Annotated in this window: 16 protein-coding genes; 8 read left to right on the plus strand and 8 right to left on the minus strand. The window is 53.8% G+C overall.

Annotated elements, in window-relative coordinates; all coding sequences use genetic code 11:
• Positions 1 to 370 precede the first annotated feature (370 nt).
• Positions 371 to 898, plus strand: a complete 528-nt coding sequence (locus AC2IAX_RS03645; RefSeq protein ID WP_494389373.1) for a phycobiliprotein lyase — start codon at positions 371 to 373, stop codon at positions 896 to 898.
• On the opposite strand, the gene AC2IAX_RS03650 is transcribed toward AC2IAX_RS03645, so the two are convergent.
• Positions 895 to 2,376 (minus strand): adenylate/guanylate cyclase domain-containing protein, encoded by a 1,482-nt coding sequence (locus AC2IAX_RS03650; RefSeq protein WP_494389374.1) that lies wholly within the window; start codon positions 2,374 to 2,376, stop codon positions 895 to 897. The genes AC2IAX_RS03645 and AC2IAX_RS03650 overlap by 4 nt on opposite strands.
• Before the next feature lie 582 nt (positions 2,377 to 2,958).
• Here AC2IAX_RS03650 and AC2IAX_RS03655 point away from each other — a divergent pair.
• Positions 2,959 to 6,768: a PAS domain S-box protein gene (locus tag AC2IAX_RS03655; RefSeq protein WP_494389375.1), complete on the plus strand. Its 3,810-nt coding sequence runs from the start codon at positions 2,959 to 2,961 to the stop codon at positions 6,766 to 6,768.
• 207 nt (positions 6,769 to 6,975) lie between these two features.
• Here AC2IAX_RS03655 and AC2IAX_RS03660 read toward each other — a convergent pair whose 3' ends face one another.
• Together AC2IAX_RS03660 and rimO are read right to left on the minus strand one after the other, a co-directional pair.
• Complete coding sequence (locus tag AC2IAX_RS03660) at positions 6,976 to 7,323, minus strand: phage holin family protein (RefSeq protein WP_494389376.1); 348 nt, start codon at positions 7,321 to 7,323, stop codon at positions 6,976 to 6,978.
• A 208-nt stretch (positions 7,324 to 7,531) separates the two neighbouring features.
• Positions 7,532 to 8,854 (minus strand): 30S ribosomal protein S12 methylthiotransferase RimO, encoded by a 1,323-nt coding sequence (gene rimO, locus AC2IAX_RS03665; RefSeq protein WP_494389377.1) that lies wholly within the window; start codon positions 8,852 to 8,854, stop codon positions 7,532 to 7,534.
• A 327-nt stretch (positions 8,855 to 9,181) separates the two neighbouring features.
• Between rimO and AC2IAX_RS03670 the strand changes: the two genes are divergently transcribed.
• Complete coding sequence (locus AC2IAX_RS03670) at positions 9,182 to 9,307, plus strand: hypothetical protein (RefSeq protein WP_494389378.1); 126 nt, start codon at positions 9,182 to 9,184, stop codon at positions 9,305 to 9,307.
• A 379-nt stretch (positions 9,308 to 9,686) separates the two neighbouring features.
• Positions 9,687 to 10,103, plus strand: a complete 417-nt coding sequence (locus tag AC2IAX_RS03675) for a hypothetical protein (protein ID WP_143473013.1) — start codon at positions 9,687 to 9,689, stop codon at positions 10,101 to 10,103.
• Between the two features lie 232 nt (positions 10,104 to 10,335).
• Here AC2IAX_RS03675 and AC2IAX_RS03680 read toward each other — a convergent pair whose 3' ends face one another.
• The 3 genes from AC2IAX_RS03680 to AC2IAX_RS03690 form a co-directional block, all read right to left on the minus strand.
• Positions 10,336 to 11,061 carry a calcium-binding protein gene (locus tag AC2IAX_RS03680; RefSeq protein ID WP_494389379.1) on the minus strand — a complete coding sequence of 242 codons (726 nt, stop codon included), beginning with the start codon at positions 11,059 to 11,061 and terminating at the stop codon, positions 10,336 to 10,338.
• A 618-nt stretch (positions 11,062 to 11,679) separates the two neighbouring features.
• On the minus strand, positions 11,680 to 13,308 hold the full coding sequence (locus AC2IAX_RS03685; RefSeq protein WP_494389380.1) for an alpha-D-glucose phosphate-specific phosphoglucomutase: 1,629 nt from the start codon (positions 13,306 to 13,308) through the stop codon (positions 11,680 to 11,682).
• 187 nt (positions 13,309 to 13,495) lie between these two features.
• Positions 13,496 to 14,026, minus strand: a complete 531-nt coding sequence (locus AC2IAX_RS03690; protein ID WP_099532700.1) for a DUF4330 domain-containing protein — start codon at positions 14,024 to 14,026, stop codon at positions 13,496 to 13,498.
• Positions 14,027 to 14,300: 274 nt separating this feature from the next.
• Between AC2IAX_RS03690 and AC2IAX_RS03695 the strand changes: the two genes are divergently transcribed.
• Positions 14,301 to 15,491 carry an RNA-guided endonuclease InsQ/TnpB family protein gene (locus AC2IAX_RS03695; RefSeq protein ID WP_494389381.1) on the plus strand — a complete coding sequence of 397 codons (1,191 nt, stop codon included), beginning with the start codon at positions 14,301 to 14,303 and terminating at the stop codon, positions 15,489 to 15,491.
• Between the two features lie 81 nt (positions 15,492 to 15,572).
• Complete coding sequence (gene menD, locus AC2IAX_RS03700; RefSeq protein ID WP_494389382.1) at positions 15,573 to 17,309, plus strand: 2-succinyl-5-enolpyruvyl-6-hydroxy-3-cyclohexene-1-carboxylic-acid synthase; 1,737 nt, start codon at positions 15,573 to 15,575, stop codon at positions 17,307 to 17,309.
• Between the two features lie 361 nt (positions 17,310 to 17,670).
• On the opposite strand, the gene AC2IAX_RS03705 is transcribed toward menD, so the two are convergent.
• Positions 17,671 to 18,003: an NAD(P)H-quinone oxidoreductase subunit M gene (locus AC2IAX_RS03705; RefSeq protein WP_494389383.1), complete on the minus strand. Its 333-nt coding sequence runs from the start codon at positions 18,001 to 18,003 to the stop codon at positions 17,671 to 17,673.
• Between the two features lie 152 nt (positions 18,004 to 18,155).
• On the opposite strand from AC2IAX_RS03705, the gene AC2IAX_RS03710 reads away from it, so the two are divergent.
• Positions 18,156 to 18,893: a histidine phosphatase family protein gene (locus tag AC2IAX_RS03710; RefSeq protein WP_494389384.1), complete on the plus strand. Its 738-nt coding sequence runs from the start codon at positions 18,156 to 18,158 to the stop codon at positions 18,891 to 18,893.
• Positions 18,894 to 19,361: 468 nt separating this feature from the next.
• The gene (gene remA / locus AC2IAX_RS03715) at positions 19,362 to 19,622 is read left to right on the plus strand and encodes an extracellular matrix/biofilm regulator RemA (protein ID WP_494389385.1); all 261 of its coding nucleotides are present in this window, start codon (positions 19,362 to 19,364) and stop codon (positions 19,620 to 19,622) included.
• Between the two features lie 546 nt (positions 19,623 to 20,168).
• On the opposite strand, the gene AC2IAX_RS03720 is transcribed toward remA, so the two are convergent.
• The gene (locus AC2IAX_RS03720; RefSeq protein ID WP_494389386.1) at positions 20,169 to 22,712 is read right to left on the minus strand and encodes a hybrid sensor histidine kinase/response regulator; all 2,544 of its coding nucleotides are present in this window, start codon (positions 22,710 to 22,712) and stop codon (positions 20,169 to 20,171) included.
• Between the last annotated feature and the right edge of the window lies 1 nt (position 22,713).

The following is a 22,713-nucleotide window of genomic DNA, read 5'->3' on the forward strand; positions in this document are numbered from 1 at the left end:
TCTGAAAAGCCAAAATTGCTACTCTGTACGCCCCAGGGATCGATGTAGACAAGGGGCTTAGGGCCTGTCGTCGTTTAACTCGAAACCCTAGATCTGCCGTTAGCGGATCGTGGGGGACAAGGGGCTTAAGCCCCTTGTTGCGACGACTAGGGCATGGAAGATCAACTGTTTCAGCATCACCTTGAAATAATGACGACAGGCCCTAAGCCCCTTGTTTCCACGACAATTTTTCCACGACAATTAATGTTTAGCCCGTACTGAAAGATACTTCTCAAACATCCTCTCAGGGCCCAACCCATTTCAGCCTTGGCCTTTTTTGAGTATTTTTTTAAGGCAAAAACCGAATCAACCATCAATTCTCTGTTTCATCATGAGCACGATCGCTGAATTTTTAGAAAAATGTGTGGGTAAGTGGTTTTCCCAACGGACGGGCCACAATTTGACCGATCGAAAATCCGTTTTGGGCAAAGGGGATCTCTGGATGGAGACCCTAACGGCCGACGCACCGGAGGCGATCGCCCTTTGCCAGAAATATGGGGCCGATCCGCAGGCGATCGCGGCGGGTCTGAAAATGCGTTGGGAAGCGATTACGGCTTCTCCGAATAAAGAATTGGGATCCTCGGTGCTGTTGGCCTTGGCTCCGGATCCGTCGGGCGCAGGGCCGCTGTTGGCCACGCCGGGCAGCAATGGCCAGCCCCAACCGGGTCGCTACAGTTTCGGCAGTGACGGGGCCCTGTGGATTACGTTGCCGGTGAACGGTGGCTGGATTGAGGAACGAATCTGGTTTGCTAGCGATAATCTCCGGTTTCGATCGAGCACCACAACCCGATCGGGCGGCCCCACCTTTGCCTCCTTCTGCTCCGAAATTCGGATGGGGGTAACGCCCCCCAAGGCCTAGGAAAGCGGGCGATTTCCCGAAAATCCTGAGGCGATCGGGGGGTGGGCTGCCGGGTTCGCGGCTGCGCCATTCATGGGGCCGTTGGTTGCCAATCGATCGAGCAACCAATAGGTGGTCATTGTGCCCTTGCCCTTGATGGCAATTTCGCCCCGCCGCTCAAATTGGAAGCGATCGCACAGGGTTTGGTAAACCGCTTCGGTCACCTGGATCTGGCCCGGCATTCCATGGGACTCCATCCGGCTGGCCGTGTTCACCGTATCGCCCCACAAGTCGTAAATAAACTTGCGGATGCCAATCACACCGCCCACCACGGGCCCCGTGTGAATTCCGATTCGGATCGAAAAGGGGCGCTGGGTGGAGTGGGCGGCGGGCTGGTAGTCCGCGATCGCCCGTTGCATGGCCAGCGCCATTTCCGCCACCGCTGTCACACAGTCCGGGTGCGGATCCGGAACGCCCCCCACCACCATATAGGCATCCCCGATCGTCTTAATTTTTTCGAGGCCATAAGCATCGGCCAACGCATCAAACGCAGAAAAAATGTGGTTGAGCTGTTGCACCAACTCGCCCGGGGTGATGTGGGCTGCTAGTCCGGTGAAATCCACCAAATCCGCAAACAGCACCGTTGCCTGTTCAAACCGTTCCGCGATCGGGTGTTCGCCCCGCTTCAATCGTTCCGCGATCGCTGGCGGCAAAATATTCAGCAACAGGCTTTCCGATTCCCGTTCTGCCCGTCGGCGCTCCAAAATTTCCTGGTGAATTCGGTTATACATCTGCCGGAAAGCCGTAATCACCTCCCCCAACTCATCGGGGCGATCGACCTGGCAGGCATACAACATCTCCCCAGAGGTATCCTCACGACTGATTAAGTCCGCCGCTCGCCGCAGGTCATCGCGCATTTGTAAAATCGGCACGATCGCCACCCGCGACAACACCACCATCGTCACCCCCGTTGCAAACACCGAAATCAGCACCACCAATCCCAGAATGCGGAGGATAAAAGCCCGCAATTCCGCATAAACCGGGTGCATGTCGTGGCGAACCACCAGGGTGTAGTTGCGTCTGGCATCGGGCGGCCAAGCCAAATCGAGCCGTTGTTGATCGTGGCTCAGTTGTTCACGGCGACCCGCAGCCACCGCCGTGATGGTCAACTCAGGCTTTTCCCCCACCGTGGCCACCAAACGCCCTGATTGGTCATAGAACGCCAGCCCTTTCCACAAAGAAATAGGATCATCCGTTTGATTGGCCAACCGCTGAGCCAACAGCACGGGATCCTGAAACTCCGGTGCAGCCTGCGACCAACGCGCCAGGGTCACCACCTTGGCAGTGGAAATCCGCTGCATATAGTCAATTAGCTCCCGTTCCCGCCGCCAATAAGAGGGAATGAGAATCACCGCCTCAATGGTCACAATACTCAACAACACCCCCAAGGCCACCGTTCGCGACAAACGAGCCTGAAAAGGTTGCAGCAAACGTTTCATGGGGATGAGCGGGGCGAAATGAGAATGGCAGTCCCATAGCTTGCTGGGGTGGGGCTGTCCTCAGTGTAGTCGGCGGAACCAGCACAGTGCATGGAGGAAGTGGGGCAAACAATTGATCGCCCTTAGTCACCACCGGATCGCCCCCAAGGGCAGGGCAACCCTGACAGCCCTTACGGTTCGATCGCGCCCAAAACCGGACAAGCGACCCGATCGGGTTTTGAGTGGCGCTGACCATCAAACCACTACCAATCATCCGGTTTCAGGGTGATCAACCCTGCAAAGATTAACGATATCAGCCCAAAATTTGATCGCAATCCCAGTGCTGAATCCCCAAGGCTGAATCCTCGTGACTTAATTTCCAAAATTGAGTCCCCAGAGCTTAATTTTCAAAACTGGTTTTGAGCACAGCAGGATTGATTTCCCATCACAGATTAGTCACCCTTGCCCAGGCGAATCGCTCCATCATCGCCGGAAAGTGTGATGAATCATAAAAATAAATTAGGAGGCAACTTAGGAGAATTTGACCCGATCGCAAGGTATAACCATGATTCACCACTTGTTTCTGCGTCTGCCCCGCTAGCTATGACTGACTTCCTCCCATCTGATCTTGAAGTTCAGCATCTACGACAACAGCTTGCACAATCCCAAACTACCTTGGCCGAAGCCCAAGCGCAGGTAAAAGCACTGCAAGCCAAAATAGAGGAGTCCGAACTTCATCAGCCCAGACCGGCCCAAAAATCTCCATCAATATTTTTGAATAATCCCTTAAAGTGGCAGCAGATTATGGATCTTCTGCCCGTTTGTATTGCCTATTGCGATCGGGATTTATATTATCGCTACGTTAACCAAAGCTATGAGGACTGGTTTGGTCTCTGTCCTCAAGACATTTGCGGAAAGCGAGTAGCCGAGGTAATCGGTCAACAGGCTTATCAATTAGTTAAACCCCATATTGATCGGGTCTTAAAAGGAGAAATTGTGACCTATGAAAGCGCTCTTCCCTATGCCCAAGGAGGACAGCGCTATATTCGAGCCACCCTAATTCCCGATCAAGCGATCGATCAAAGCGTTCATGGTTATTACGCCATGATTGTTGATTTCACAGAGCACTTCCAGCTAGAACATGCGCTCCAGGAAAGTCAGCAAAAATATCGAACCCTCTTTGAAATTTTGCCCATCGGGGTTTCCATCGCCAATGCTAGCGGTCAGATTTTGGAAGCCAATCCAGAATCCAAACGAATTTTAGGCGTTTCCAAAGAAGAACATACCCAACGCACCTGTGATTCCTCCGCATGGGAAATTTTGCGATCGGACGGCAGCCCCATGCCCGCCGAAGAGTACCCCTCAATTCGTGCCTTACGGGAAGGTCGTCCAATTCAAAATGTCGAGCAGGGGATTGTGCGGCCCGATGGCACTTTGCGCTGGATTATGACCAGTGCGGCCCCCATTCCCTTAGATTCCTATGGTGTCGCCATTGCTTACATTGATATCACCGATCGCAAAGCCACAGAAGAAGCCCTGCGCCGCAGCAACGCTCACTATCAATCCTTAGCCAACGTATTGCCACAATCCCTTTTTCGAGAGGATTGCCAGGGGCATTGCACCTTTGCTAATCAGGCATTTTTAGACCTCCTAAATTTGTCAGATGCCGAGATTTTTGGCAAAACCGTTTATGACTTATACCCCTATGATTTAGCCAATCGCTACAGCCAAGAAACACGCTGGGTTTTGGAAACCGGACATATTTTAGATGTCATTGAACCCCACCCATTATTGGGCAAAAATCAAGACGGTTCTGAATTGAGTCTTGTGCAGGTGGTTAAGACTCCCGTTCGTGACAGCGATGGCCAGATCATCGGTATTCAAGGCATCTTTTGGGATGTAACTGAGCGGGTATATTTAGAGCGAGCACTTCGTGAATCGGAAATCAAGCTCAACGCAGTTTTAAGCAACACGGCTGCGGCCATTATGAGCGCCTATGTTTTCTCCAACAACAGCCATCGTTATGATTATTGCTCGGCTGGATGTGAAGATCTATTTGGCTATCATCCTTCTGAATTTTTAGCCAATAATCAACTGTGGCTATCGATTGTCCATCCAGAGGATCTCCAGAAGATTGTTTTGCCTCATTTTGAAAGTATCTGGGCAGAAGAAACCTTTCAATTTAGCTATCGGTTTTTACACCGAAATGGAGAGTGGCGTTGGGCAATGCTCACCGGCACATCCCAATGGGAATCTGAGATTAATGGCTGGCGTGTCACTAAATTTCATATCAACATCACCAATCAACAACGCTTAGCAGATGATTTGAAAATCATTAATGATCTGTATAATCTCGCAATTCAAAGTATTGGCGAAGGTGTTTGGGATTGGAATATTTTGGATGATTCAATTTTGGTGTCGGAGCGCTATTTAGAATTGTTGGGTGAAGAACATCAGGGACTGCAATCAACACAACTTTTTCCTGAGACTGCTTTTTTCAAAAAAATTCATCCCGAGGATCAAGAACATTGGGAAAAAGCGTTAACAGCCCATCTCCAAAGCTATGAACGCTATGACATTGAAGTGCGATTTCAACATACCCAAGGTCATTATATTTGGGTGCGAATTCGCGGACAGGCGGTTTGGAACGGACAAGGGGAACCAGTCCGGATGGTAGGAACGATCGAGGATATCAGCGATCGCAAGTTTGCAGAGGTGGCCCTCAATCAGCGGGAGCAAGAATTTCGTAATCTGGCAGAAAATTCACCGGATTGCATTATGCGGTGCGATCGGGAAGGACGCTTTCTCTATGTCAATCGCACAGTTTTACAACTTTGTAGAATTTCTGAGCAAGATTTCATTGGCAAAACCAGCGCAGAATTAGGATTTCCAGAAGATTTAGTTCAAATGTGGCATGAGGGCATACAAACCGTTTTGGAAACTGGTCAGAAGGCTTTTTTAGAATATGAAATGTCATTGCCGGATGGTGACCATATTTTCCAGTCCTGGGTAGTACCGGAAGTAATACAAACTCCAATTTTGGATCGAGAACGTTTCGGTCTTTCTGTAGCCGTACCCAGTTGGAACAGCCTCGAAAATCTCCAAGATTTCATAGGCGGTTCTGTGTTGAATTTGCCTCATTGGGTCAATTCTGAAAAGTCTGAGTCTCAATCATCCAACGTGATGGTTAATCCGGTGGTCATTGAGTCGGTGTTGGTGGTGGCGCGGGATATTACTCATCTCAAGCGAGCGCAAATTGCCCTTCGCCAACAGGCCGATCGGGAACGAACCTTGCGTTCCATTACTCAACACATTCAAAGTAGTCTTGATCTGAGTGAAATCTTAGATATTGCGGTTACGGAAGTGCATCGAACCCTGCAAGCTGATCGCACTTTTATCCTGCGTTTCCATGGGGATAATTCAGGATCAATTATTCAAGAAGTGGTGAAAATAGACTATCCCTCCATGCGCGATCGGCAGTGGCCCAAAACCAATTCCCTATGGTCACGGTCTAGTGCAGAATTTGCGCCTCGGACACAAATTATTCAAGAAATTCCGAGCGATCGCCCTCAAATGCACTTAGCACGCTTGATGGAAGCTACGGGAGCACAATCTCAAGTGATGGCTGCCATTGTGGGCACTTTGCCCCATGGTGAATCCCATGTTTGGGGACTTTTGATTGTGCAGGCCTGTGCTAATTCCCGTTCTTGGCAAGGGGATGAAGCCGAATTGTTGCAACAGGTGGCAGATCAGTTGGCGATCGCGATTCAACATTCTGAATTGTTGGAACAGTTTCGATCACAAGCGGAACAGCTCCAGCAAGCCAATCATTTTTTGGAAGAAATTAACAGTAAGCTCAATGACTTGAGCAACCGAGATGGCCTCACACAAATTGCTAATCGCCGTTGTTTTGATGTGGTTTTGCAACAGGAATGGCAACGGTGTCAGCGAATTCAAGAACCGCTCTCGCTGATTTTATTTGATGTGGATTTCTTCAAAAAATATAACGATTTGCATGGTCACCCAGCCGGTGATCAGTGTCTGATCAGCATTGCCCGATCGATTGATGGATTGCTCCAGCGCAATACGGATTTGGTGGCGCGGTATGGCGGTGAAGAGTTTGTGGTGGTGTTGCCCCATACTGATTCTGGCGGTGCAACCCAAATTGCCGAACTGATTCGCCAAGCTGTTTTGAATCTGCAAATTTTCCACTCAGAGCACCAAGGGACAACCCGTTATGTGACGGTGAGTTTGGGAATTGCCAGCCAAGTTCCTCAGCTCGATCGCTCTTGCCAAGATTTGGTGCAAGCGGCCGATCGGGCCCTCTACCAAGCCAAGTCTCTGGGTCGCAATACTTGGGTGTTGGCTAGCGATGACTTACCCAATCAAGATCCCAGTTCTGATCAGGATTGAAACGAAACATTTAACGGCAGAAATCTAGCACAGACAAGAGGCTTAAGCCCCTTGTCCCGTCGGCTGGAGTTTGGGGCAGCCAGTTCGATCAGCCAGCCAGCGCAAACAAGGGGCTTAAGCCCCTTGTCTCCCGTGGCTTTGCAGCAAAAGAATCAGAGCTTTGGAAACTGGGTAATCACTTCTAATTTCCTGACAATTCTAGCAACACTATTGGTTGAGAACAGGCAGGAAATTTCCCAGAACTCCAAGCACCAAAGATTGGAAGATGCTAATAAAAACTGCCCCCAGCAAGGCGCTCCAAAAACCATTTTTGAGGCGGAAACCTTCGACCAACCAAGCAGCCAAACCAAACAGCAAGGTGCTAACAATTAAAGAAAACAAGCCCAGCGTGAGCAACTTAGGTAAGAAGGTAAGCCAGCCAGGAACAGCCCGCGCCAGCCCCTGTAAAACGCCCAAAACAATACCGGCGATCAAGGCCTTCCAAGGGCTATCGACTTCTACACCAAACGGCAAATAGGTCAGCACAATCAGGCCGACGGCAATCACGACGGCCACGATCAAAAAAGAAACCACAATTCCTCATCCTTGGGGACACACCCCGATTGATCCACCCACGCTCCGATCGGGCAATCACGGTGGGAGTCCGATGGGCGGTGAATGGGCTGAAACGGCGAGGACTGACTTCTGTGGGAAGCAAGCCCGCGCGCTTTTCAATTTTGAGCGATCGCCCTTGGGTTTGAGTAGAGCTGGTGGGGCAAATTCTTTAGGCGGAGACGGCGACCTCGCCAAATAGGTCGTAGGGTTCGGCGGCGGTGATGGTGACCGGGACGATCGCCCCCAAGCGAGCCGGCCCGGTGACGTAGACTAAACCATCCACATCGGGAGAATACCGAGCCGATCGGCCCAAGAATTGTCCCGTTTTCGGGTTCACCTGCTCAATCAGCACATCCACCGTTTGGCCAACGTAGGCCTGATTTCGCTTCAGGGAAATGGGCTGTTGCAGGGCCATCAGCCGATCGCGCCGACCATCCATCACTTCCTGCGGGAGTTGGTTGGGCAAATCAAACGCGGCGGTTCCCTCCTCGGGCGAGAAGGTGAACACCCCCACATGGTCAAATTCATGGCGCTGCACAAAGTCGCACAGATGCTCGAAGTGCTCTTCGGTTTCGCCGGGGAAGCCCACAATAAACGTGGTGCGCATGACGGCATTGGGCAATTGCTCGCGAATTTGGGACAAGAGCCGATCGTTCACATTGGCCTGCCAGGGGCGATTCATCGATCGCAGCACCTCCGGGTGGGAATGCTGGAGCGGCAAATCAATATAGGGCAGGATATTCGGCGTTTCCCGAATCGCTGCAATCACCGATTCCGTTAGCCCCGTGGGATAGGCATAGTGGATTCGCACCCAAGGAATGTCCACCTCGCCGAGGGCCCGCAACAGCTCCGCCAGCTTGGGTTTGCCATAGCGGTCTAGGCCGTAGTTGGTGGTGATTTGGGAAATCAAGATCAGCTCTTGCACCCCTTCATCGGCCAGCTTGTGGGCTTCGGCCACAATCGACTCGATCGAGCGCGATCGCTGATCGCCCCGCAAGTGGGGAATGATGCAAAAAGCACAGCGGTAGTCACACCCCTCCGCCACCCGCAGGTAGGCCGTGCCTTCGGCCGTGGTGCGATAGCGAGGGACGGTCTCATCGGCAATGTAAGTTGGTTCTTCGGAAATTTCCTGAACGCGCTCGCCCGCTTCCGTTCGCTGCACCACATCCACAATCTTGTGATAGTCGCCCGTACCCACCACGGCCACGGCTTCCGGAATTTCATCCAAAAGGGTGTCCCGAAAGTGTTGAGCCATGCAGCCCGTAATCACAATTCGTTTGCCCGCTTCCGCCAGCGAAACCAAGGTGCGCACCGACTCTTCCCGCGCCTCTTGGATGAAGCTACAGGTGTTGACGATCGCGTAGTCTGCCGCATCGTCGTTGGCACTCACGTCATAGCCTGCCTGGGCCAGCAGGCCCATCATATGCTCGGTGTCAATGCGATTTTTTTCGCAACCGAGGTGAGTAACGGCGATTGTGGGTTTTCCAGCCATAGCTTGCAGTTGCAGTGCCGTTGAAGCGAGGGGTTAAGGGGTTAGCAGAGTCAAACAGAACGGTCAAACAAAAACCAGTCAAACAAAAACCAGTCAACAAACAGCCAAGGACGTTCAGGCTTGGGGCCCAGGCAAACCGCTGCGGTCTGTGCCGAAGCCTGTCGAATCCACAATTATTCACCATATCAGCCCAAATTGCGCGTCCAATCGATCCCAGGGATTTTGATCAGATTTTTGGCAGGTGGGGAATGGTATGACTGGGGTGATGTACGAGGTGATACAGGGGAGACGGATGAGGCAATGCATGGGGCTTGGGAGGGAGCTTGGGTGACGAAATTGGAGTTGGGCAACGGGGCCGATCGCCCGGAGCCGCCAATCATCCATCGCCCCTTGTGCGGAATTCTCCTTCTGGCTGATTTGCACGGAATTTTCCCGATCGGCACTGTACCTTAGAGAAAGAGATAGGTAATCTCTGTATCGACGATCGCCCAAATTTGTCCCAACTATACGGACAGGACTGGTGCAACTCCCGGTAGCCTGCCATTGCCAGCGCAAGGCTGCTTCGTTCGGGATTACCAACCCGCTGCTCCATTCCTGGCAGCATCCGGGGCAACCGTCAGGGTTAAGTAGCCGATCGTGGAGTTGATCGCTAATGGGTCTCTAACCGATCGTGCTCGATCGTGCTCGATCGCCTGTGATCGGTTTTGAGCGCAAACGCAAAGTGGCGTTAACCGTGTTTCGAGGGTGCATCAACCGGCGATTCATGAGGAATTTTTGAAAATCGCATGAAAATCGCATGAAACTTGACAGCTCCGCTATTGCCCACAAAGCTATGCAACATTTACCCGAAAGCATTAGCGACGCAATTAACACCAGCGAACTCGGCGCGTTGATTGCTGAACACCGCAACACCCTGTTGTGCGAATTGTTACGCCCCATGCTGGATACCCTCGATCGCGAAGGCATCCAATTTTCTGCCGTGTTGCGCGCCCTGGCCACCGTGGCCAACGAACGCAGCAGCCAGCTTGAGGCCCTGAATGGATCGAATCCCTGGGAGCGCTGCAACAAGCTCTTGCATCAAGCCCGTGCCAGCGCGGAAGAGGCCGAACGCGCACTGCGCCCCAAGAGCCGCACTAGCCCCCGATCGATCGCAACTCCCGCCGCGATCGAACTGCGGGAAACCCGGCCCTCTTTAGACGAGCTGCCGGAGGAAGAAGCCTGGGCCCGAGAGCTACTGAGCGAATCCTGAAGACAAGGGGCTTAAGCCCCTTGCCCGCAACTTGCCCCTTGCCCGCAACTTGCCCCTTACCCGTAATTGGCCACTAACGCCACCGGTTTGGTGTTGATCCCATTAGGTATTAACTCCATCAGGTATTGATCCCATTGGGTGTTAACTCCCTCAGGTGTTAATCCCATCAGCGGAACCCTGAGCCTAAAAAACTGGCCGAAAGGTTGGTTAGACAGTCGGCCGAAAGGTCGGCTTAAAAGTCCGTATTCACGAACTTACCGGCCAGCTCGGTGGGCGTTTTACCCAACACCAGACCCAAGGTTTTGAAAACCCCATTGTCGTTGAACGTAATCGCCGTACTGGGCGTGGAGCCGCCGCCGGAGTCGTTCAAAGTGATTGCCAGCAGTTGCAATTGACTTTCCTGCAAGCCACCGGTCAAACCGATGCGATCGTTCCCGGTGCCAAAATCCACGATGAAATCCGCAGCGATCGCCCCGCTGGCATCGGCCACCGCCGCCGCGTCCCGTCGCAACACCAATAGGTCATCGCCAGCCCCACCCGCCAGGGTATCTTGGCCCAAGTCGCCCACCAGGGTATCGTTGCCCTCTTCGCCATTCAGGAAATCGTTATCCTGACCCCCCCGCAGGATATCGTTACCCACGCCACCCAAAATCAGGTCATTGCCCTTGTTGCCGCTGAGTACATCATCCCCAGTGGAGTTGAGGCCATCACCCACCAACAGGTCATCACCTTGACCACCATAGAAAGTGTCATTGCCCCCCAAACCATAAAGGCTGTCGTTGCCCAGGTTGCCGTAGATGATGTCCGCTTGGGCACTGCCGGTGATTTGGTCATCGCCCCCCAAACCTCGCACGCCTGCCGGGGTGGTGCGGAGCACTTCCGCCGACAGCGAACTAGTGGAGAAAAAGTTGTTGGCATCGTCGAGATCGTAAAACGGGGGGTTAGGGCCAATAGCCATGATTACAAACTCCTAATCGATGAATAGTTCCGGAACTGGTTAGCCTAGGGACTGTTTAGCCTTTGAGCCTTGAATTAGACCGCTGTGGGGGCTAATTCGTTCATGGTGTGCAACCAGCTCCTCCAGAAACTTGAGCACGATTTGTGCTCCCACTGAACTCAGCCTTGAATTCCAGGCTTTAGATTCCAGACTTCAGATTCCAGACTCAAGATTCCAGTCTTGAATAATGACTGGCATTGGCGAACAAATCAGCACGATCGCCCTGAGAAGTTTCCCCCCAGAGATCGTGCCATTGGTGGCGGTCTTTGCGGATCCGGGTTAGGGCTGGGGACGCTGACGGCGGTGTTGTCGTTCCCGATCGCGCGATCGCTGCCCTGGTTTAACATCAGTTCGGGTTAAGCGGGCAGCTCAATCGCCAGTGCAGCCAAATTGAGGGATGGTTTCTTGGGCTGATGCACAAAACAATTGGCATAGGCCTCTTGCATCAATCAAGACCCTCACCCTAAATCCCTCTCCCGACTTGAGAGAGGGACTTGATCACCAGCCACGAGATCGCTGCAACGCGACCGGCGAGGCAATCCGCGCATCAATCAGCAATCAGATGGCAGCAAGTGATCGTTAGGTGATCACCGTGGGGCGATCGCGCCCGGTCAGGGACTTGATTTGGGCCATTTCCTCCGCGATCGCGATCAAATCTCCGAGGGCCACTTGGGTGTCTTGATCATGCTTGGCGGAATCGGGTTCGTAGCTTTCCAAATACAACCGCAGCGTGGCTCCTTGGGTTCCCGTGCCCGACAGGCGGAACACAATCCGGGAGCCATCCGTGAACCCGATCCGAATCCCTTGTTTTTGGCTGAGGCTGCCGTCCACAGGATCGGTGTAGGCAAAATCATCGGCGTAGTCCACCTCGTAGGAGCCGAATTTCTGGCCCTTCAGGTCACCCAGCTTGGCCCGCAGGTTATCGACCAGGGTATGAGCCTGATCGCTCTCCACCTCTTCATAGTCATGGCGGGAGTAGTAGTTGCGGCCGTAGGTTTGCCAGTGCTCCCGCACGATCGCCTCCACGGATTGGCCGCGCACCGCCAGCAAGTTCAGCCAGAACAGCACCGCCCAAAGACCGTCTTTTTCGCGCACATGGTTTGACCCCGTGCCGAAGCTTTCTTCGCCGCAGAGGGTGGCCTTGCCCGCATCCAGCAAATTACCGAAGAATTTCCAACCGGTGGGGGTTTCATAGCAATCAATGCCCAGTTTGGCCGCCACCCGATCGACTGCGGCGCTGGTGGGCATCGATCGCGCCACACCGGCCAAACCATCGCGATAGCCCGGAATGAGGGTGGCGTTGGCGGCTAACACGGCCAAGCTGTCGCTGGGGGTGACGAAGAAGTTGCGCCCCAAAATCATGTTCCGATCGCCGTCCCCATCGGAAGCGGCCCCAAAATCCGGCGCACCGTCGCCAAACAAAATTTCCACCAAGTCATGGGCATAGACCAGGTTCGGATCCGGGTGACCTCCGCCAAAGTCTTCCAGGGGCACACCGTTCATCACCGTACCGGCCGGCGCACCCAACAGCCCTTGCAAAATTGCTTGGGCATAGGGGCCGGTCACGGCGTGCATGGAATCCACACAGGCGCGGCCGGTTTTGAACCAATCCCGCAGGCGATCGAAGTCAAATAACGACTGCATCAGGGCCGCGTAGTCGCTGACGGAATCGATCACCTCAACGGTCATATCGCCCAGTTGGCTCGTACCGGGGCGATCGAGATCCAAATCCGTCGCCTCCAGGATCCGGTAGCCATCCAGGGTTTTGGTGCGGTGATAAATCGCATCGGTTACCTTTTCGGGAGCCGGGCCGCCGTTGGCCGTGTTGAACTTGATGCCAAAATCCGCGTCGGGGCCGCCGGGGTTGTGACTGGCCGAAAGGATGATGCCGCCAAAGGCTTCATTTTTGCGGATCACGCAGGAGGCCGCCGGAGTGGACAAAATTCCCCCCTGACCCACCAACACGCGCCCCACTCCATTGGCCGCGGCCATTTTCAAGATTGTTTGGATCGCGGTGCGGTTGTAGTAGCGCCCATCGCCACCCAGGACTAGAGTTTGTCCGGCAAAATTTTCGAGGCTGTCAAAGATGGATTGAACAAAATTTTCTAAATAATGCCGCTGTTGAAAAACGGGCACGCGCTTCCGCAGACCGGAAGTGCCGGGCTTTTGATCTAAAAAAGGCTGACTGGCAACGTGGTGAATATTCATAGGGTAATAGGGCGAAATTTTATGGGGTTATGGGGGCGATCGCCTCGATCGCGCTGATGGACGGAATGGGTTCGATCGATCATTCAGAATTTGATCATCCAGAAGGTTGATCATTCAGAAATCAACTATTCAGAATTTGATCATTCAGAAATCAATCATTTAGAAATCGATAACCGAAAAAACAAACCTATTTCTTCAGCAACCGCACATCAATCACGCTGGCATTGAAGTTATAGGCCTTTCCTTCCAATTCCACAGGAATGCCGATTTTGAGCTTGTTATTCCCCAGAACGGGCCCATTTTCCGTCATGGTGGCCTCGCCGCTGAGGGTCAAATACAGGTCACTGTTATACAAATCAGGGCGCGGATCCGGCAGGGCCTTCACCGTGCCATCGGGTTGGGGAACCAGGGTAGTGCGGGTGAGGGTTTGCACCGATTTAACAGTGATGCTGCCGTAGGGCTGGTTCCGAATAATCACGTTGGTTTTGCCGGAACTGGTCATTTCTTGGATCACGGTTTGCGGATCCCGAATGGAAAGACCCCGAGCCACCGCGTCAATTTCGACCATTTGTTTCACTGCGCCCACTTGGGCCACGGAGCCGCCGGTTCCGGGCACCAAGAAGATCCCAACCAGCACAAGTAGGATAACCAGGCCTGCACCGAGGTCTAAAATGCTGAGTTTGCCAAGGAGGCGGCCCTGTGAGTCGAGCAGTTTCATGGCGGTATGCCGAAGGTGTAAGAAAGGGGCGAGGGTTGTGCGGCCCAAGACCAACCCCCAGATCCCAGATGCAACATCCAAGATCCAAGGGGAAATGAGATCCAAGAACCTGCGCGGTCTAGATAACCTAGAAAGCCTAGACAGCAGTAAGGTTATCAGGTCGCACGGGAGCATGAAAACCTTGTCTCTTTAGCGCAAGGATAAAAGGCGACAGGGGTACTTTAGTGCCCGTCATTCTTATGCCAAGCAGGTCAGCATAAGCTATAATGCAAATATGCTAATTCTTGAGTTCAAAGTCTACGGAAAGCCTGCTCAGTTCAGCGCTATTGATGAGGCGTTGAGGACTGCCAAGTTCATCCAAAACAAGTGCTTGCGCTATTGGATGGACAATAAAGGCTTGTCTAAATACGACCTCAACAAGTATTGTGCGGTGCTGGCAAAAGAATTTCCGTTTGCCAATGAACTCAACTCAATGGCTCGTCAAGCATCGGCAGAACGCACTTGGTCTGCGATCTCGCGGTTTTATGAGAACTGCAAAAAGCAGATCCCAGGCAAGAAAGGTTTTCCGCAATTTAAGAAAGACGTTCGCTCAGTGGAATACAAAACGACTGGGTGGAAACTAGCGGAGGATCGTAAATCAATCACGTTCACTGATGGTAAGCAGATTGGCAGATTGAAACTGAAGGGAACTCGTGATTTGCATTTTTACCAACCTAACCAAATCAAGCGGGTCAGACTGGTAAAACGTGCAGATGGGTACTATGTTCAATTTGCCGTATCTGTTGAACGCTTTGAAGTAGTCCAGCCTTCTGGTAAGGCGGTTGGGTTAGATGTAGGACTCAACGATTTCTACGTCACTCAGGATGGCGACAGAGCGGAAAATCCGCGCTTTCTTCGCAGGGGAGAGCAACGGATCAAGCAGGCTCAAAGGAGGGTTAGCAGAAAGGTTAAAGGGTCAAGCAATCGTCGCAAGGCAAGGGTGATTTTAGGCAAGCGCCATCTCAAGATAAGTAGGCAGCGTAAAGACCATGCTGTGAAATTGGCACGGTGCGTAGTTCAGTCTAACGACTTGATCGTCTACGAAGATTTGAGAATCAAAAACATGGTGCAGAATCACTGCCTTGCTAAGTCGATTAACGATGCATCCTGGTATCAGTTCAGAGTGTGGCTGGAATATTTTGGCAAAGTGTTTGGCAAAATCACCGTTGCTGTCCCGCCTCACTACACAAGCCAGGAATGCTCTAGCTGTGGCGCGATTGTCAAGAAAGGACTGTCAACAAGGACGCATATTTGTTGGTGCGGAGCTGTCCTTAATCGTGACCACAATGCAGCTAGAAATATCCTCAGTCGGGGATTGGCTACGGTAGGGCATACCGGAAGCTACGGTCTTGAACCGTGCAACGCTTGGGGAGAGGATGCCTCTACTTTGGTTGGGGAAACCCTGTCAAGGCAAGCAACCTCGTAGAATCAAGAATCCCTGTCCCTTTAGGACGGGGAGTGTCAACACGCGGGTCATGCGCGGTTGGATAGGGGTTTGATCTTGGGGATGGATTTCACGAATCGCAATACGTTGTGGGCTTCGGTGTTGGCGGAAACGCTGGTGCGGGTGGGGGTGACGGAGGTGGTGATTTGCCCAGGCTCCCGATCGACCCCGTTAACGATCGCCCTGGCCAGCCATCCGCAAATGACGGCGATTCCGATTTTGGATGAGCGATCGGGGGCGTTTTGGGCCCTGGGGGCGGCCCGGCGATCGCACCGGCCGGTGGCGGTGGTTTGCACATCGGGCACGGCGGGAGCCAACTTTTTCCCGGCGGTGATTGAGGCTCGCGAAAGTGGTGTGCCCCTGTTGTTGCTCACGGCCGATCGCCCGCCAGAGTTGCGCGACTGTGCGGCGGGCCAGGCGATCGATCAGCTCAAGCTCTTTGGGATGTATCCCGTTTGGCAGGCAGAATTGGCCCTGCCGGAACCTCGGTTAGACCTGTTGGCCTACTTGCGCCAAACCCTGGCCCAGGCGGCCCAACGGGCGATCTCCGCCCCGGGTCCCGTGCATCTGAATGTTCCCTTGCGGGATCCGTTGCCCCCTTTGCCGGAACCGGCCGTGGTCGATGCCCTCGCCCAGCTACGGGCCAATTGGCATGATCAGGAATTCTTTGGGCATTTGCAGCCGGTGCGCCGACCGATTACTTTTTCCCGGTTGCCCTGGCAGGAGTTTTGGCAAGGGGCCCGCCAAACGGAGCGGGGGCTGATTGTGGCGGGGCCGGCCCAACCGGCGGATCCGGCGGCCTATTGTGCAGCGGTGGGACGCTTGGCGCGATCGCTCGGTTGGCCCGTGTTGGCGGAAGGCCTCTCGCCGTTGCGGAATTTTGGGGCCCTGAATCAGCACTTGGTGGCCCACTACGACTTGATGTTGCGCAGTCCCCACCAGCGGGAACAACTGCGGCCCACCATGGTGCTGCGGCTGGGGGGCTTACCAATCAGCAAGACCCTGCGCCTGTGGCTGATGGAAACCGATGCGCCCCAATGGATTTTGGATCCGGGCGATCGCAACCTGGATCCGCTCCATGGCCGCACGCGATCGATCCAGGGGGCGATCGAGCTGTGGGAAACCCCGGAACCGGACTTGCCCCCCTCCGATTATTTGCAAACTTGGCTAGCGGGCGATCGGGCCCTGGAAATCACCGTGAAACAGGCCCTGGCGGAACAACCCCAACGTCTGGAAAGCAAAATCGCCTGGCTGTTGCCGCAAACACTGCCCGATCGCACCCCAATTTTTATCTGCAACAGTATGCCCGTGCGGGATGTGGAATATTTTTGGGGCATCAACAACCGGGAAATTCAGCCCTTCTTTAATCGGGGAGCCAACGGCATTGATGGCAGCCTTTCCACCGCGATCGGCCTGGCCCAACACCATCAACCGGCCGTGATGCTCACCGGAGATTTAGCCCTGTTGCACGACACCAACGGCTTCTTAGCCCGTCGCCACTTCCAAGGCAGCCTCACCATTTTGCTGATTAACAACAACGGCGGCGGCATCTTTGAAATGCTGCCCGTTTCGCAGTTTGAACCCCCTTTTGAGGAGTTTTTTGCCACACCGCAATCGGTTAACTTTGCCAGCCTTTGCCAGAGCTATGGCATTGAATATCGGCAAATTACCCAATGGCAGCAGTTTTGCGACTCCTTGAGCCAACTGCCCACCCAAGGCATTCGCGTGCTGGAATTTTTGTGCGATCGCAAGCGGGATGCCCAGTGGCGGCAATCTTTTTTCCGGCAGTTGGCTGCTTAGGGCGAAGGCCTGCGGGGAACAGGTTCTTGAGGTTCCGCGATCGACCGAGGGGCAAGGGGCTTAAGCCCCTTGTCTGTGGCCTGGGGTTGGAGCTGTTGAGCTGGCAGAATTAACGCCTTGAACTGCAACTGATCAGACCGCTCAAACAGACCGAATCGGACAGACCAGACGAGGGGCAAGGGGCTTAAGCCCCTTGTCTGTGGCCTGGGGTTGGAGCTGTTGAGCTGGCAGAATTAACGCCTTGAACTGCAACTGATCAGACCGCTCAAACAGACCGAATCGGACAGACCAGAAATTGATCGGGCCATGCTCAGAAACTGACCAAACCCCAATCAAGCCCCGATCGCACCGAGCACAACCCCTAGGGCGAAACCTGCGGCAAGCCCATGCTGTAATTCACCGCGCGGGTTTCCAAGTTGTAGGCGATCGTGCCATTTTGCAACAGCGATCGCACAAAGTGCTCCAAATCTGACCCAATTCGCCGCAAGTTGTATTCCGTCAAATCTTGACCCGCCGACTGGGCCACCAGCTCTTCAAACTTACGGTAGACCTGTTGGAGCGCCTCCGGATTCCACAAAAACTCATTGTCGGGATCAACATCAATCGTGAGCTTCGTTTCGCTCGGCACAATATCATCATTGGCCAACTCGGCGGCGAAGATGCGGATATGGCGGGTGGTGGACTTTAGTAGCATCGGCTCTGGTTTTGAACGCGGCGGTTGAGAAGGGATCTGGGCATGGACAGCCAAGGCCCGATCGCCAGACTCCCCAATTCCAAACTCCCCAATTATTGTAGGAGCTTGCCCAATGCGTTCTACCCCTTCCTAAGGGCCACGAATTCTAATTGATGCTGAAACTCTTTTTTATCCGTCATACGGAGTCGATCGGGAATGCAGCGGGGCGAATGATGGGGCGAGCCGACGACCCCTTGACCGATCGGGGCCAAACCCAGGCGCGATCGCTTGGCCAAGCCCTGGCCCAACAGGGAGCCCATCCCCAAACCATTTATAGCAGTCCCCAACAACGGGCCCAAGAAACTGCCCAACTGGCGCGATCGGCCGCCATGGCCCACCCGGCCACGGGCGATCGGCCCCTACCGCTCATCATCACCGACACCCACCTTTGCGAATTTGACAACGGCATTTTTCAGGGGCTGACCTGGAGCGAAGCCAGGCGACAATATCCCGAACTTTGCCAAAAACTGGAAAATTCCTGGGAATGGATCCCAATTCCGCAATCAGAAACCCTAGAAGCCGGGCGATCACGCGCACAGATCTTTTTACAAGGTCTAATTAGCCAATTTATTGATACAAACCCCACCGAAACAGAGCCACAAAATCCCGATCCCTGCCTTTGGATCATCACCCATCACTGGATCTTGCAACACCTAATCTCAGAGATCCTCGGCTCCCCAAGAACATGGCAAATTTCCATCCCCCATGGAGCAGTTTTTGAGCTGTGGCTCGATCAAACCCGCTGGCAAACTACCCAGGAACTCGCCATGGGTTTAGACGATCAACGGCGGTTGAACCATGTTTTTTGGCAAATTCACCGCTTTAATCAACTATTGGAGAACAGAGACTGATCAACTTGCTGGGAAATTTTGTGAAAATAGACTGAATGTTCATTTTTCGAGCTAAATTTTCCATGTGTGTTAGTCAGTCCGCACAAATCTGTCCCGCCTGATCGATGCCGTGATCCATCATGACGATCTATCCTGGTTCATTCGCGCTAGATCGTCCTGATGCACACTGAATTTCCCCTTGGGAGATCGATTCCCGATCCATCCCCTACCCTGATTAACTGGGGCTAATCCTTCTAATAGGAGATTTAGACCCATTCATTCTGGGTTGGTTCATTGAGATAGCGCTCAGTAGGTATAACCGCTCATGCGGTTGCTACCTGAGAGGGCCCTGCTGTGCTCAACAACGGCGATCAACTAGGTCATAACCTGCCTAATTAGGCTGGGATCGATTCTGTCTCGGAGTGACTAATCATTATCTACCAACCACTCAATCAACCTTCACGGGTTTTCTCTTTGAGGAATTTGTCGATGGACATTCAACTCATTAATGTTGGTTTCGGTAATATTGTGGCGGCCAACCGAATCATTGCCATTGTCAGCCCTGACTCGGCTCCGATTCGTCGCCTGGTTACTGATGCAAAAGATCGTGGCCAATTAATTGATGCCACCTATGGTCGCCGCACCAGAGCTGTGATTATTGCGGATTCGGGCCATGTGGTACTGTCTGCGATTCAACCCGAAACCGTTGCCAATCGCTTAGTAGTTGGCAAGGAACCCAAAGGGGACTAATCTTTCCGATCGCCGTCAGCATCCACCCGATCGCATGGATCATTCGATGGGAATTGGTTAACGGCTCTAGGAATCCGTCAGGTCTTTGGGAAATTCTGAATCGCTTTCGCTCTCAGCTTTTTGGCTTCATTTCATTGTGTGTTTGCTCCAGAAATCTTGTTCAGGGAGTTTTAGGGCAAACAGGCATCACAATTCATTCATGACTTGTTTATGAGGAGTTGTTGATCGATTAGGGGGGACGTTCTAGCTCGCGATCGTTGGATCGATTTGGTAATTAAGGAAACGGTTAAGTTTCTGGGTTGGCATGGGTCAACCGTTGCCGGTCACGAGCTAGAGCGCCATTAAATTTTTCAACGATCACGTTTAACCGTTTATGCCTCGGGATTGTTTATCGACCAACCGTTTAATGGCCAACAATCACCGGATCTGCTGATCTGGGTTGATTAGGTTTGGGTTTTCGGGTCTGGGTTTGCTGACCCCGATCGCGCCCCGTCGGCTGATTTTTGGGAAGGCTGGGGCAGATAGCGCATAACTAATAACTAGTAACTAGGGCGATCGAGCCAGTTCGCGCAAAATTCCCAGCAGCGCCGCTTGGTTAAATGCATCCTTGGTCAAGTAGGCATTCGCTCCGGCTTCCGCGCCCCGTCGTTTGTCTGCGTCGGAATTCAGGGACGATACGAGCACGATCGGGAGGTCGTCGTATTCGGGCATTTGACGGATCCGCGCCGTTAGCCCCAACCCATCCAAACGAGGCATTTGAATATCGGAAACGATCGCGTCGAAAGTGCGCGATCGCAGCTTGTGCAGTGCATCCATCCCGTCGGTGGCGGTCACCACGTCGTAGCCAGCGGTTTCCAAAATCCGCTTTTCTTGGGTACGGGTGGCGATCGAATCCTCCACCAACAAAATCGCGGGTGGCCGGGCCATACTCAGGGAATCGGCCGTGCTCAGGCTGCTGTTGCGGCTGGTGCGGCCGCCCAAGGTGGCAAACAAGTCCGGCGGGTGCAACACGGGGCACACATCCCCATTGCCCAAAATCGTCACCCCAGACACATTCCGCACACGCACCAGCAGTTTGCTCTGGGGTTTGAGCATAATTTCTTGCACATCAATTAGCCGATCGACAAACACGGCCAGGCGATCGCGCCCCATCACCAACACCACGCAGGGATGGGGAATAACATCCACTCGATCGGGCGCGGGCCCCGGTGGCAATCCCGGCAACTCCAGCAAATCCCCCAGGTCGGTGGCGGAAACCGGCTCCCCTTCCAGCAGAATCACGGGGCGACCTTCCAAGGCGGTAATTTGATTGACCGGCACAAGGCGCGTTTCATGGACATATTCCAACGGAATGGCCAAGGTGCGATCGCGCGTCATCACCAACAGGGCTTGGGTGGCCGCCAGGGTTGTCCCCACCGTGAGGGTGATGGTGCAACCCTGACCCGGCTTGGACTGCACCATCACCCGACCCTTCAGCCGTTCCGCACAAACCCGCACCGCATCGAGGCCCACGCCCCGTCCCGATAGCTCGGTGGCTTCCAGTCGGGTGGAAAATCCTGGCAACAAAATCAGCTCAAAAATCTGTTCATCCTGCCAATGGGCGAGTTCTTCGGCACTGTAAAGCTGTTGGCGAACGGCGGTGGCGATAATTGCCTGGCGATCTAAGCCGCGGCCGTCGTCGCTGAGGGAAATCAAGACCCGATCGCCCTGTTGAGCACCCCACAACCGCAAGGTGGCGCAGGCGGGTTTGCCGGCCGCCTGACGTTCAGCCGCCGACTCAATGCCATGGTCGATCGCGTTGCGTACCAGGTGCAACAAGGGATCTCGCAGCGCCTCAATCACCTGTTTATCGGCGGTGGTTTCGCCCCCTTCCACCACCAGGGTGACCGCTTTGCCCTGCTGCTGGGCCAAGTCACGCACCATGCGCGGAAAATGTTGAAACACCGTGGCCAAGGGCAACAACCGCAGGGAACGGGTGCGATCTTTCAGGTCATCGGTGATCGCTTCTAGGCGATGGTTGGCATTTTGCACTCGCTCCCGCAAGCCATAGAGAGCCTGTTGAAAGTCTTCGTGCAGTTGATGCCGTTGCTGATCGCTACGACGACGATCGGGGGCTAGGGTGGGATCACTCATCCGCTGCTGTCCCCGATCGTGCAATCGCAATTCTTCCCACAGCCGCACCAATCCATCGAGCAAGGCCGCCTGATGGGATAGTCGTCGCTCAATGGCCGCCAATTCACCCACCCGATCAACCAGGCCATCTAAATGGCGGGTGGCAACGCGGATCGTGTCGATGTGATATGGCTCGGCACTGGCGGGCGTGGTGGGATTGACTGAATGGATTGAATTAACTGGACTGGTTGGGCGATCGGGTGATCGAGCCGGTGGGGGCGATTCTGAGGGTGCAGAAGTGGGGCGATCGGCCCTAAGCGCCGGAACCGAATTAGAAACCGCTGGCGGTGTTGTCGAGGAGGTTGCGTCCCGTTCGCTGGGCTGTTCTGAAATTAAGTCTGAGATTAATTGGGGGTCTGAAATTGGCTCTGGAATTAGCTCTGGAATTAATTGGGGATCTGGAATTGGCTCTGGAATTGGCTCTGGAATCGGTTCTGAGTTTCCTTCAAAACTCGCTGGGGCCGTTTGGGCGATCGGGAGTGGACTGGGTTCCAGTGGCATCAACTCCGACTCGGCCACCCCACTGCTGGCCTGCATTAACCGGGCCAACACCCGCACCGGATCGATCGCAGAAGGCAGCTCGCTCGGCAGCTCCTCCGTGGCCTCCTGCACCAACTGCTTGACCGCATCCAGAGTGTTATAGAGCGTTTCCGCCAGCAGCGGCGTGAGGCTGAGTTCCTGAATCTGCAACTGTTTCAGCACATGCTCCACCTGATGAACCAGTTTTTCCACATGGTTCACCCCCAACATTCGCGAGTCTCCCTTCAGGGTGTGGGCCGCCCGCAACAGTTCCGCAAAGTCATTGCGATCGCTGGGATTTTGTTCAAACCGCAGCAGTCCCGTTTCCAGGGTTTGCAGATGCTCGCCACTGGACAAGCGATAGAGTTCCCGCAGATCCCGATCGTCAATGATTGCCATT

The sequence above is a fragment of the Limnothrix sp. HT2024 genome, from assembly GCF_059138625.1.